The following is a 13,267-nucleotide window of genomic DNA, read 5'->3' as shown; positions in this document are numbered from 1 at the left end:
GCTGGAAAGCCTCAGGCCGAATTCCATTCGGCCAGGATGGGTTGGCGAACACGCGAGGCCTCCTGCGAAAAGGCCTCATGGAAAGTGAAGCTGCTGCCCGACATATCGACAAGGCGATGGGCCTGAGGCTGGGGTTGCGGCTGCCCCAGTGGCTGCTGCAAGTTCTCGGCATCGCCCCCGATAGGGGCTGCCGGCTGGCGCTTTCTGATCCGACCGTCGACCGAGCGGTACAGATTGACCACGCGCAAGCCAAAACGCGTCACCCCCCAGGCTTGGCTTGGCAGCGTAATGTCATTGAAGAACTTGTAAGAAGCACCGGTCAGCAACTTGCCAGCGGCCTGCAATCCGGCCCTTGCTTGGGAACTCAATAGACTGAAGCTTCGGACCGCCGGGCTTGCGGCGACTTCAACCGCCCGGGAAGCGCCCGTCGCCGCTATGCCTGCGCCCCCTAAACTGGCCGCGACACCCACCGCTGAAAAGGTCAGCGATGCCCAGTTCAGGACGTTGATTTGACTGGAGCGATCCCAGCCCATCTGATTGTCGACCGCCTCAACGCTCAGTGCGGCAATCCCCAACGTCCCACCTACCGAGGCCGCGCCTGAGGCTACCAACAGCGCGCTCTTGCCGGCAATGGTCAGTGCCGCGGCTTGAGCGCCGATGGCAGCGAGCAAGCCCGCAGTTGCAAGCCCAGCGGTGACCACCGACATGCCCAGTGCAACACCGGTCAGTGCCCACCGGGCCCATGTTGGAAAACTGAAGAGGCCGCTGGGGTCCGACCAATTCACCGGGTCACCGCCACAGTAGGCGTAGCTGTTGATCCCGCCCTCGTCAAAAGGACTGAGGGGATCAGGAGAGAGAAACACCATGAGTTCGGGATCATAGGCACGGCGCCCATTACCCAGGTGATAGAGGTTGACCGGTACGTCCAGCCGTTCGCCATTGTATGCGGGCAGTTGCAGATGGACCATCGAAGGAGGCGTGCCATCTGCCAAGGCGATCCTGGCGTCACCGTAGGGCGCGTACTGCCGGCGCACCTGCTCCATGCCCGGCGCCACCACACCGCGGACACTGCCAGCGCCGTCATTGACCAGTAGTTGCTCGCGATTACCGTGATCACGGTAGGCCAGCACCTGGTCGCCGTCGCGCACGTAATGCACCCGTTTACTGCCCTCCACCAGCGTGTCGAGCCGATCCCCGGCATAGGCCAGCATCACGGGGGCTTCGTTGCCTCGCGCAGCAAGCACCTGGCGTGCCTCGCCGTCGTATTGATAGCTGTACCTGAGGGCGTCGACCTGCACACCAGTGAGCTGGTCAAAACCGTTGTACGCAAAGCTGCGGCTGGAGGTGCCCTGCTGCAAATTACCGGAGGCGTCATAGCTCAGGGTCTGGTTTTGCACCGGGTTAGTGTGGGTTACGCGCGTCAGGCAAGCAGGATCTTGACCCTGGAAAAAACGCTCGCTACGGTCGCTACCGCCATCGGTAAATGTCGTCTGCACTTCGGTCATATTATCGAGACCGTCGTAACTGAAATGCTGCTGCTTGATCGCCCGACCCAATCGATCCATGGGGAATTGCGTGCCGTCGCACACATAGGATTTGAGCCGCGAATAACCATCGTAAGTGAACGTCTCGCCCGTGACCACGACGTCATTCGCATCTTTCAACGTGCGAGTGGCCAGCAGGCCATCGTCGTAATAGGTGCTGACGATGTTCTGCAGTAGCGCACCGAACTGATCCAGCTTACGTTCTGACTCACGCCCCCATGCGTCATAGGCTACCGAGTCGGTAAGACGCATGAATTGGTAACTGAGGGTTCGCGCCGATGGGCGCCCCAGGCTGTCGTAAGCCTGGATCGTGCCGATAAAACCGGTGGTTGTCTGTTGCAGGCGTCCGAACAGGTCATATTTCAGGTCACTGCGCTGCCCATCCGCCGAGGTATGCCGCAACAGCCGCCCACCCGGTGAGTAGCTGGTCAGGCTAGTCAATGCCTGACTGCCCAGCGTCTGAACTTCCTTGGCGAGATAGCCGTTCTCGTCGTAACTCATCTCATGCTTGAGCCCGGCTGTAAGGGATTGTCGCATCGCGCCACTGATGGGGTCGTACTCAAGGTCTATCGGCGCATGCCCTGCCATCTGGACGCCCGTCAATGTTTCCAGCTCGAGGTCATACCGGTACTCCTGGCGGTCACCGCGCGGCGAAGTCACCGCCACTGGCGCAACCTGGTTGGGCTTGTACTCCCAGGTCGTGGCTGTTGCGTTGCCACGCGCTTGGGAAATGACGCGGCCCAGGCTGTCGTATTCACGCGTGCCAAGCAGCTTGCTGTCTACGGTGAGGGTGCGCACCATTGGCTCGCTGGTGCCAAGCGCATACGTCGTCAACCGCTCACGGGGCGGCGTTCCGTCGGAGGGGGTTTCCAGGCTGCGCACCACACGATCAAAAATGTCATAGGCGTATTCAGTCTTGGTCTTCCTGGCATCGATGCGCTCCGTGCAGCGGCCCAGCCCGTCATAAGTACGGGTTTCCACCACAATGCGCGCACCGCCAACGCTCACCCGCTCAACCCGTGCCGGTTGATTGTGTTCGTTGAACCAGGTTTCCAGTTGCGCGTCACCTTGCACCCCCGTCACCCGGCGGTTGAGGAGCGGGTCATATTCATCGATCAATACCCGACCATCGGGTTGAGTTACCGTCCACGGGTTGCCCCAAATGTTATAGGCGTGGCTGGTTTTCAATGTACGCGGCCCATCACCCAGATAATCCAGACGGGTTTGCTTCACGAGCCGCCCGAGTGCGTCGTACGCCCAGGAACCCAGAAGCCTGTCATTGTCCGCGATGCCATCAAGCGATTGCGCAGCAGAGAGCTGGCGTCCCATGCCATCGAAATACGTGAAGAGCACGGTGCCTTGTGCATCCGTGGTGACCAAATGGGCCATCTTGGCCCCGGCCGAAAAGTGATAGGCATAACGACGTCGGGCCATCTGGAGCGTGCCTGGCGCGGCGGTTTCCGATGTCAGCCGCCCACTGACATCGTACGTCATCGCCAGGCTGCCGACGGCATCACGTGTCATGTCGAGCAGACGCTGATTGGTCAGTGACCACGTGCGCGCGGACTCGAGCCATTGACCAGGCTCACGCCCCTTCAAGCTCCGGACTTCGGTGATCGAGTCGCCATTGAAGGTGCAGGTGAAATCGGAGACCAGAGAGAGTTTGTCGATCGTCGTCGTGGAGCTTTTCAAGCGACCATGCAGGGCGGTGTTGGCGGCCACAGAATGATAGGTATAAGACGTATGGGTGCCCCCTTCAAGGTTGATGGCAAGCGGCATGACGAAGTAGCCGCCCCCCGTTATCGAGACGTCGGTGTGGGAATGTTCAGTGGTCCGAGCCGCAGTGGTCGATCTGGCCGGGAAAAGCTTTTCCAGCTTCAGGTAACGTTGAAAGAGTCCATGGGGGTCGGCAGGGCATCTTCGGGGCTCGCCGGTCACCGGGTAATAAGTGTATTCGGTGCGTACGCCGGAGGCCTCGGTGCGGCTTAGTTCGTTGCCGAAGTCATCGGTGGTGATACTGACCACTTCCGCCCTTGGGGGTTTGCCACCCTGGGGATACAGCTCAAAGGTCTTGGTGATGCGGCTCGGAAGTTGGAGATTGGCGGGCTGATTTGGAAACTGGACGCCCCGAACTTCATTGTAGACAGTCTCGGTTTTGACCTGGCTGCCATTGGCTAGCATTAATTCCTCAGTCAACAGGTGAAAACGATTATAAGTGGCGCGGGTAGACCGCAGGGGCTTGCCATTATTATCAACGTAAGTTTCTTCCGCCCAATAAGCGTACTCGCTATCCACCCGATACAAATTATCCTGGCCCTGGCGAAATCCGCCATTAAGAGGATATCCCGTGAAGTTACGGTTGGGACTGTAGTTATAAGAGCGGACGACAGAGGGCTGCCCGCGTCCGGGGTTTTGCTCCCAGTAGGTGACGACCGGAATATACAAACGGGCATCGTATTGATGCCCATTTGAGTTATACCGAATTATCTCCTGCCCCCCCATGGGTGTCATAACCTGCGAAATAGCTACCATTGCATCAGGCAACCTGAGGTACTGAAACGAATAGGCCTCACTTGCGACTGGCCCGGCCAAGTCATAAGGAACCGTGACCTTGGTCAGTTGATTGTCGATATGAGTATATTCAAATCGCGTACGGGCATAACGATTACCATCAATTAGTGTATCGGCGGTTACCAGCGATCCGGCGGAATACTTCAACATCAACAGGTCGGTTTCTTTATCGTCAACAATGCTCTGCAATAAGTTATTACCGCCATACCGGAAGGTCAGCCGCTCGCCATTTTCGAACTGGATGGCACTGATCTTATAGGGACCGGGAATGCTGAGGGGACGCAGGATTTCGACAGTGCCATCCTTGTAAATTACGTGCAGCGTATTTTGCGCAACCCGTTTTATGGTGAGGTCCTTCAACTTATGGTCGGTAATAACAGCATTGTCCCCTACGGAGGGCAGCCCTTGGGTTAGATATTGTTCACCGTTGAGTAGCGTAAGCTTGAAGCTGTTCGGGTCAAATTCGGTATTCGACAAGCTCCAGCCTTTACCGTAGCCACTGTTGCGGGTATCCATCATCGAGAACGCCAAGGCAATCTCTCGGCTGATCTCTAACGGCCCTTTTGGGCTCAAGACTGCCAAACGAACCAGACACCCATACTGCCCGGTACGCAGGTCAACCGAACCGCCGAGGTGGGCACTGAAATTAAACGCGTTCGAATAGATGTCCATAGGTCCACCGCTTCGCACTTGGAGAGGGGATGAAATGCCTGGAACGTCAGGGTTTTGAAGTGGCGCGCAGCACCATCACATTGTAATTGTCGGTCTCGGTCAGGTAATAGTGATGCGAGCAGCCATAACTATCGACCATTGTCCAAATACTGGCCCCTTGTTGATCGGTGTTGGGGTTATTTAACCAGGCCTTGACTCGCGCAGCACGCATGATGGTATTGCGCTTGTTCGCAGGAATTAGTTCATTTCCCCCTGAAGATTTTTTCAGCAGGCTATTCATTGTGATGTTTCCAACAGTATTACCCCGTATGACACCGCCGATCTGTCTAATACCGTGCCCAATGTCCCGAGTGTAGTAAATATCAAAGTGATCCCCCTGAACAGATGGATCTTTTAATTTTACGGGATCAGTCGGAGGTATATTCTCGACAAATCTCAACCCAAGGGGTGGCGTCCAATAATAAATATCCACATCCACACCCTGCACTGAAAAGGCGTCGGTATCAGCCCAATGATCGAGCCGCTCAGCAGACAATGTATAGGGCTCTTGACACTTAACAGTGACAGATGATTGATAATTAACATTATCTCTCTCCATATTGGTTGTATATGTTTTACGTCCCACCGTAATTTTTGCCATAAACTGCTGATTACCAGTTGATCTCAGATCACACCTCAGGTATCGCTTCTCATTTTCGAGCGGACCAATACCGGGCATCGGCTGAATAATAGGGTTAGAAGGGGCTGTAGCCATGCTGGGTTCCTCAAGCACCCCCGACCACCGACCCATGTTAAATTCGTTCCTTTTTGTATCACAATACCATCCGGCCGGAATTGTCGCTTCTGGGTTTGTGGAATACTCAACCACCGTGGCACTTTCAAGCTCCGTCGCCTCAAAGGCTGCCAGCTCCCATATACCTTCAGCGTTTCTCCTCTCCTTTTGGACAATTATATTGACTTGACATTGCTGTTTGCCACCCAGATACACCTCATTATTAACTACATTGCCACCATCGCGAGGGAATTCAATATCAAACGTTTTTAAACGAACATTGGGATCTTCCGCTTTCATTTCCTTCTCCTTATCCAACATAGAGAACAGTTATCATCAACGCCACATCTTGTACCGGCCTGATGCAAGTAAGCGCTTTATAGAAGGGACCGCCTACTGTTAGAAATAACAGTTTTTCCGGAATTTTCAGGTCAAAAGGAAATAGCGATTTCCTGCTTTATCGCCAGGCTGAATATAAATGTGAAAGCGGGCTTGTGGGGGAGCAAGCAAGCCTGCACATTTGGTTTCAGCATTTTCAAATCCAGGAGGAACACATGAACCAGGCCGACTACCTCATCATCGGCGGTGGCATCGCCGGCGCATCCGCCGGCTACTGGCTGTCACACCATGCCCGCGTCATCGTGCTGGAACGCGAGTCGATGCCGGGTTACCACTCCACCGGCCGTTCCGCCGCCCTGTACATCGCCGCCTATGGCACGCCCCAGGTCCGCGCGCTGACGCTGGGCAGCCGCGCCTTCTTCGATCAGCCGCCCGCAGGCTTTGCCGAACACCCATTGCTCACCCCACGGGGCGAATTGCTGGTGGACTTGATTGGCGACCCCGGTGAGTTGCAGCGCCAGTACCTGAGTGCCAAAGCCCTTGTGCCAGAAACGCGACTGCTCGACGTCGAGGAGTCGATGGCCATGATGCCGATCCTGCGCCGGGAAAAAGTCCATGGCGGGATCTACGACCCGACCGTGTGTGACATCGATACCGATGCGCTCTATCAAGGTTACCTGCGCGGCATTCGGCGCAATGGCGGAGAAATCCACATCGACAGTGAGGTGCAGAAACTGACCCGTGACGGTCAGGGACTCTGGCAAGTGCGCACGGCCCAACAACACTTCAGCGCCCCGGTGATCATCAACGCCGCCGGCGCCTGGGCCGACCATATCGGCGAGTTGGCCGGTGCACAGAAAATCGGCCTGCAACCCAAACGTCGCAGCGCGTTCGTCTTCTCTCCACCCGCCGAGCTGAACATCCACGCATGGCCGGAGCTGGCGGCCCTCGATGGTTCGTTCTATATGAAACCCGACGCGGGCATGTTCCTCGGCTCACCGGCCAATGCCGACCCGGTGGAGCCCCACGATGTGCAACCGGAAGAGCTGGACATCGCCACGGGGATCTATCACATCGAAGAAGCCACCACCCTGAGTATCCGCCGACCTGCGCGGACCTGGGCCGGGCTGCGCAGTTTCGTCAGCGATGGTGATCTGGTCTGCGGGTTCGATCCACAGGTGGAGGGATTATTCTGGATTGCGGCTCAGGGCGGCTACGGGATCCAGACGTCTCCGGCGATGGGCCAGGCCAGTGCGGCGCTGGTGCGCGGCAAGCCTTTGCCGGATGCATTGGCGGCGTTCGGGTTGACCGAAGCGATGCTTTCTCCACACCGGCTGCACGCCTCGACCTGACCTGTGTGGCGGGGGAGCTTGCTGTGGGGAGGGAGCTCCCTCCCACAGCAAGCTCCCTCGCCACACGTTATTTCCAGCGGTCAGCGGCTGCGTGATCGCTGTCGCGCCCTTCCACCCAGCGTGGCCCTTCGCTGGTGTTTTCCTTCTTCCAGAACGGAGCCCGCGTCTTCAGGTAGTCCATCACAAAGGCGCAGGCATCGAACGCGGCCTGACGATGGGCGCTGGCCGCCGCAACAAACACGATCGGCTCACCCGGCTCCAGGGCGCCAATGCGATGCAACACTTCCAGCTTGAGCAGCGGCCAGCGTTGCTCGGCCTCCACGACGATTTTGCCGAGAGCCTTTTCAGTCATGCCCGGGTAGTGTTCGAGGAACATCCCCGCCACATCCAGGCCATCATTGAAGTCGCGCACATAGCCGACAAAACTCACCACCGCGCCTACGCCCACATTGGCCGCATGCATCGCATTGACCTCGGCGCCGGGATCAAACGCCTCGGCCTGCACCCGAATCGCCATGGTCAGCCTCCGGTCACGGGCGGGAAGAATGCCACTTCGTCGCCAGCTTGCAGCGGCTCTTCAAGGTCGCACAGTTCCTGGTTACGAGCGCACATCAGGCTGGCCTCATTGAGCACTGCGAATTCCGGGTCACCGGCCAATGCCTGGCGTACAGCGTCGACCGTCGCGAAGTCACCTTCCATCTCCAGGGAGTCCAGGCCAATCGCTTCGCTGTAGCGCGCAAAAAACAGTACGTTGATGCTCATGCCTGGTCCGCCTTGAAATGCCCGCTCTTGCCGCCGAGTTTCTCCAGCAGCCGAATGGTTTCGATGGTCATGCCACGGTCCACGGCCTTGCACATGTCGTAGATCGTCAGGGCGGCAACACTGGCCGCGGTCAACGCTTCCATCTCCACGCCGGTCTGCCCGGAGAGTTTGCAGCGGGCGACGATGCGCACCGCGTCCAGGCCATCGGCACTGAGCTCGACCTTGACCCCGGTGAGCATCAACGGGTGGCACAGGGGAATCAGATCACTGGTTTTTTTTGCGGCCTGGATCCCGGCGATACGGGCCACGGCAAACACGTCGCCCTTGGGGTGGGCGCCGTCGACAATCATTTTCAGGGTCTCGGGCAACATGCGCACCCGCGCTTCGGCCACGGCTTCACGGAACGTCACGGCTTTTTCAGTGACGTCGACCATGTGGGCGCGACCTTGGGAATCGAGATGAGTCAGCACAGGGATACTCCTGATCAGGAGCTCCGATTGTAAACCCAACGCCGATCAAATGTGGGAGCTGGCTTTTGTGGGAGTCGGGCTTGCCCGCGATGCAGGCACCTCGGTATGTCAGTTACACCGAGGTGATGCTATCGCAGGCAAGCCAGCTCCCACATTGACCGTGGTTACAGGTGAGATTCGGCGTATTCGGCCAGAATCGAACGAGGGACACCTTGCAAGGCGATGTGCACGCCGTTCGGGAAGTCCTTGAAGCGTTCCGTCAGGTAAGTCAGCCCGGAGCTGGTCGCGGACAGGTAAGGGGTGTCGATCTGTGCCAGGTTGCCCAGGCACACCACTTTGGAACCGGCGCCGGCTCGGGTGATGATGGTTTTCATCTGGTGCGGCGTGAGGTTCTGGCATTCATCGATCAAAATCAGGCTCTGCTGGAAGCTGCGACCTCGAATGTAGTTGAGGGATTTGAACTGCAACGGCACTTTGCTGAGGATGTAATCGACGCTGCCATGGGTGTTTTCGTCATCCATGTGCAAGGCTTCGAGGTTGTCGGTGATCGCCCCCAGCCACGGCTCCATTTTTTCCGCTTCGGTGCCGGGCAGGAAACCGATTTCCTGGTCCAGGCCCTGCACGCTGCGGGTGGCGATGATGCGGCGATAGCGTTTGGTAACCATGGTCTGTTCGATGGCGGCGGCCAGGGCGAGGATGGTTTTCCCCGAACCTGCGGCGCCGGTCAGGTTGACCAGGTGGATGTCCGGATCAAGCAAGGCATACAGCGCCAGGCTCTGGTAGATATCACGCGGTTTCAGGCCCCAGGCTTCCTGGTGCAACAGGGGTTCCTGATGCAGGTCGAGGATCAGCAGCTTGTCGACCTGGATCTCTTTGATCCAGCCCACAAAACCCTGTTCGTCGATGATGAATTCGTTGATGTGCACAGCCGGCAGGTTGTCGATCAGCTGTACCTGGTGCCAGGTGCGGCCATGGTCCTGACGGGTTTCGACCTTGCTGACGCGATCCCAGAACGAGCCGGTCATGGTGTGATAACCACGAGACAGCATCGACACGTCGTCAACCAGTTGGTCGGTACTGTAGTCCTCGGCAGCGATCCCACACGCTCGTGCCTTGAGGCGCATATTGATGTCTTTGGTCACCAGCACCAGGCGCAGATCCTTGTCGCGTGCGTGCAGGTCGATCAATTGGTTGATGATTTTGTTGTCGTTCAGATTCTCCGGCAGCAAGCTGTTGGGCTCGCTGCGCTTGTTCATCAGAATCGACAGCAAGCCCTTGGGCCCGCCTTTGCCACGCTGGATCGGTACGCCCACCTCGACGTCGTCGGGGGAGGCTTCGCCGAGGGTCTTGTCGATCAGGCGGATGGCCTGGCGGCATTCGGCGGCAACGCTGTGGTGCCCGCTTTTGAGTTTGTCGAGCTCCTCAAGCACGATCATCGGGATGGCGACGTGGTGTTCTTCGAAGTTGAGCAGTGCGTTTGGATCGTGAATCAGTACATTGGTATCAAGCACATAAAGGATTGGCTGGTCGGAAGAAGGGTTACGTCCATGATCATCCATACTCGGTCACCTTTGTGGGAGCCAGTCGACGCAATACCGCGACAGTGCTGCGCCTCGATTCGACCGTCGAACGCACTTGAGGGGCGTCAAGTGCGGTGCACACAAGAGGTGTCTTGGAAGACGCCACCTGTGTTGCAGGTTTCGGCTGTCTGTCTTCGTAATACCGCAAAACACATGACAGGAAAAAGCACTTTGACGCTTTTTTGAAGTTTATTTTTCAGGATGACGAATAGCACTAGGCGCGCCGGCATTGCACCGTTAAAGTCGGAAGTCCGCCTGTATCGAAATACCTCCCAAATTCCCCCCTGAAAAACCTCAGCCCCAACAGGGCCGGGCTTTTCGTGCTTTTTCAGCGAAACGCTTCGCGGCAATCCTGCCAGCCGAGTCCACTTTCTGCCGTGGCGTGTAAAAGCCAGGGTAAAGCGATGCGCGCCTTGTCCTGGGTGTCGTGGAAGACGATCACCCCGCGCCGCCACAACAGCATCAGTGTGAGCACGCGGTTCGCCGACTCATCAGCCTTGAGCTTGCCGGGTTCGTCTTCCGAGTCGATGTCCCACAAGGCCACTTGCAGCCCTTGTGACTGGAAAAATCCCTGGCTGTCGGACCGGCGCTGACCGTACGGCGGGCGGAACAGCGGCAGGTAGTTTTCCGGCATCAGGTTTTGCGCCAGGGAGGCGCTGCGAGTGATGGACGACTGCCAGTCGACCCAATGGCTATGGGAGCGGTACTGCCAGCCCTGGATGCCGACGCACTGGCCCTGGTACAGCGCCTGCACACCGGTGGCCGAGCTTTTCTCGACGCGGGTTTGCAGGCTGTTGCCCAGCACGAAGAAGAGGCTGTGCATTTTCTGTTTGCGCAGGTAGTCGGCGAGCCAGTCGGTATTGCCGCTGACCGGGGACGGTCCGCTGTCGAAGGTCAGCAGGAACATCCGGTCGTTGAGTTCGTCGCCGTTGCGCTCGTGGTCGCCGAAGCGCGCGATTTCGCTGCTGATCTGGGGGAACAGGGCGGCCTTGCGCAACTGTTCATCCAGGTAGCGTTCGTGGAATGCGCGGCTGGGGCCGGCCCAGCCTATATAGAAGGAGTTGTCGCTGACTTCGAATTTGGCGGCTTGTTCGCGCAGGTCGTCCATGTTTTCCACCAGGTAGCAGAAGGAGGCGTCCTGTTCGCAGCTCTGTTGGGCGAAGGTGTAGTTTTCCAGTAGCCGTTGCCAGAGTTGACGGCGCAGGTCGTCGATCGAGGCCTGGTTGATGATCTTCAGGCCCAGGCGCTGCTTGAGGGCGGGCTCGTCGAGGGATTCGCTGGCGAGCAGGGTGTGGGCGAACATCAGGATTTCTGCGCGTGAGGCGACGTCGAACAGGGCGGGGCTGCTGAGGCGTTCGGGCCAGGTGCCGCGGTCCAGGGTTGCGACATCCACGGGGGCGGCTTGGGCGCCCAGGCAGATGAGCCAGGCTGACAGTAAAAGCGCAATTCGCACGAAGGGTCTCCCTTTCCAGAGTCGTCGGGCACTATAGCCGATCGTGTGGGGGCGCTATTGGGTTGGTGTGTATATGCGTTATTTGAGTGATGGCTTGTATTGGTTCCGCTCTTACAGCGGCTTACTTTTGAACGCTTTTGCAAAGTGACTCGCTGTAAGAGCGAAACCATAAGCCGCCGTAACCGCAGAAACGGATATGCCCCCCCAACGACCGCACAGCTATCTATCACCATCATAGGTGGAGTCAAACCGCCCTACCCCCTAGAATCCCCCCACGATTAAAGGAGACGACTTCATGCTGACGGTGATTTCCCCCGCCAAAACCCTCGATTTCGAGTCAAAGCCGGTCACCCCGCGCTTCACCCAACCGCAATACCTCGACCACTCCCAGGAGCTGATCGAACAACTGCGCGAACTCAGCCCGGCGCAAATCAGCGAACTGATGCACGTCTCCGACAAAATCGGCGGCCTCAACGCCGCACGCTTCGGCAGCTGGACCCCCGCCTTCACCCCCGCCAACGCCAAACAAGCCCTGCTGGCATTCAAGGGCGACGTCTACACCGGCCTCAACGCCGAAACCCTCAAGGACGCCGACTTCACCTACGCCCAGGACCACCTGCGCATGCTCTCCGGCCTGTACGGCCTGCTGCGGCCGCTGGACCTGATGATGCCGTACCGCCTCGAAATGGGCACCAAACTGCCCAACGCCCGTGGCAAGGACCTGTACGCTTTCTGGGGCACCCGCATCAGCGAGTGGCTCAACGAAGCCCTGGCCGAACAAGGCGATGACGTGCTGCTCAACCTCGCGTCCAACGAGTACTTCTCGGCAGTCAAACGCCCGGCATTGAAAGCGCGGATCATCAACACCGAGTTCAAGGATCTGAAAAACGGCCAGTACAAGATCATCAGCTTCTACGCCAAGAAGGCCCGGGGCATGATGAGCCGCTTTGTGATTGAAGAACGCATCAACGACCCGGCCCGACTCAAGGAGTTTGACGTGCAGGGTTATCGCTTCAATGCGGAGCAGTCGAAGCCGGATAACCTGGTGTTCCTGCGCGATCACGCACCGGAATAACCTGACAACGAAGATCCAAATGTGGGAGCGGGCTTGCTCGCGAAAGCGGTGGTTCAGTCGATGCCTTTATTGCCTGACACGCCGCTTTCGCGAGCAAGCCCGCTCCCACATTTTGTTTGCATTCCAATTCCGAATTCGTCATTTATTTGGCGTCAAAAATAATTCTTCAGATTCCCTAACATTTATTTCACTCGACATTCGTCAATTTTTTTCGTAGTGGCACCACTTTTTTAAAACAGTAGTGGCACAAAACTATTTACCCCTCGCAACTCCCCGCAACTACTGGCCTAAATAGCAAGTGCTATCAGAATAGTACTAGTGCCATCTTTCCTAATATTTCAAGAAATTTCCGGAAACAGGATGAGTGGACAGGAACTATGTCCTAAAGCACCGCTCATACCACCGGTAACGATTATCTCTGAAGATGTAAGAGATGACTTACGTGGCGACCAAGGGAAGTAGCAAAGTTGTCATATAACTTTGACTCAATGGTCAAATCATCAACTGATTAGTTGAAGGCGGACGCAAAGGTTTCACTACTTTCTCCGACAAGGCCAAGGCTGAGCTCACCTGTATGGGTCAGTGAGACAACCCAAGCCGTTGATATATAAGGGCTCAAAGCCCCTGTCAACGCCTTGCGGCACTGGCGCCAGGCCCTTCCCCAGGAAGGCTGGCTG

General features: G+C 57.5%; 9 protein-coding genes. 2 read left to right on the top strand and 7 right to left on the bottom strand.

Going from position 1 to position 13,267, the window contains the following annotated elements:
* Nucleotides 1-11: 11 nt before the first annotated feature.
* On the bottom strand, nucleotides 12-4,787 hold the full coding sequence (locus HX814_RS20095) for an RHS repeat domain-containing protein (protein ID WP_177008757.1): 4,776 nt from the start codon (nucleotides 4,785-4,787) through the stop codon (nucleotides 12-14).
* A gap of 46 nt (nucleotides 4,788-4,833) precedes the next feature.
* A complete protein-coding gene (locus HX814_RS20090) occupies nucleotides 4,834-5,859 on the bottom strand; it encodes a hypothetical protein (RefSeq protein ID WP_032899432.1) in 1,026 nt (341 codons plus the stop codon).
* Nucleotides 5,860-6,113: 254 nt separating this feature from the next.
* Here HX814_RS20090 and HX814_RS20085 point away from each other — a divergent pair, with 254 nt between their 5' ends.
* Nucleotides 6,114-7,250, top strand: coding sequence for an FAD-binding oxidoreductase (locus HX814_RS20085; protein WP_177008756.1), 1,137 nt, complete (start codon nucleotides 6,114-6,116; stop codon nucleotides 7,248-7,250).
* A gap of 67 nt (nucleotides 7,251-7,317) precedes the next feature.
* On the opposite strand, the gene moaE is transcribed toward HX814_RS20085, so the two are convergent.
* The 5 genes from moaE to HX814_RS20060 form a co-directional block, all read right to left on the bottom strand.
* On the bottom strand, nucleotides 7,318-7,767 hold the full coding sequence (gene moaE, locus HX814_RS20080) for a molybdopterin synthase catalytic subunit MoaE (protein ID WP_003216307.1): 450 nt from the start codon (nucleotides 7,765-7,767) through the stop codon (nucleotides 7,318-7,320).
* 2 nt (nucleotides 7,768-7,769) lie between these two features.
* The gene (gene moaD / locus HX814_RS20075; RefSeq protein WP_003216306.1) at nucleotides 7,770-8,012 is read right to left on the bottom strand and encodes a molybdopterin converting factor subunit 1; all 243 of its coding nucleotides are present in this window, start codon (nucleotides 8,010-8,012) and stop codon (nucleotides 7,770-7,772) included.
* Nucleotides 8,009-8,482 (bottom strand): cyclic pyranopterin monophosphate synthase MoaC, encoded by a 474-nt coding sequence (gene moaC, locus HX814_RS20070; protein WP_008435663.1) that lies wholly within the window; start codon nucleotides 8,480-8,482, stop codon nucleotides 8,009-8,011. Before moaC ends, moaD begins: the two co-directional genes overlap by 4 nt.
* Nucleotides 8,483-8,646: 164 nt before the next feature.
* Nucleotides 8,647-10,041, bottom strand: a complete 1,395-nt coding sequence (locus tag HX814_RS20065; protein WP_008435664.1) for a PhoH family protein — start codon at nucleotides 10,039-10,041, stop codon at nucleotides 8,647-8,649.
* Between the two features lie 349 nt (nucleotides 10,042-10,390).
* Nucleotides 10,391-11,515, bottom strand: coding sequence for a polysaccharide deacetylase family protein (locus HX814_RS20060; RefSeq protein ID WP_177008755.1), 1,125 nt, complete (start codon nucleotides 11,513-11,515; stop codon nucleotides 10,391-10,393).
* A 295-nt stretch (nucleotides 11,516-11,810) separates the two neighbouring features.
* Between HX814_RS20060 and yaaA the strand changes: the two genes are divergently transcribed.
* Nucleotides 11,811-12,590 (top strand): peroxide stress protein YaaA, encoded by a 780-nt coding sequence (yaaA, locus tag HX814_RS20055; RefSeq protein ID WP_102606060.1) that lies wholly within the window; start codon nucleotides 11,811-11,813, stop codon nucleotides 12,588-12,590.
* Nucleotides 12,591-13,267 lie beyond the last annotated feature (677 nt).

It is taken from the genome of Pseudomonas sp. C8002 (assembly GCF_013385765.1).
GTDB lineage: Bacteria > Pseudomonadota > Gammaproteobacteria > Pseudomonadales > Pseudomonadaceae > Aquipseudomonas.
The sequence above is the reverse complement of the archived record's forward strand: the minus strand, read 5'-3'. Positions and strand labels throughout refer to the sequence as shown.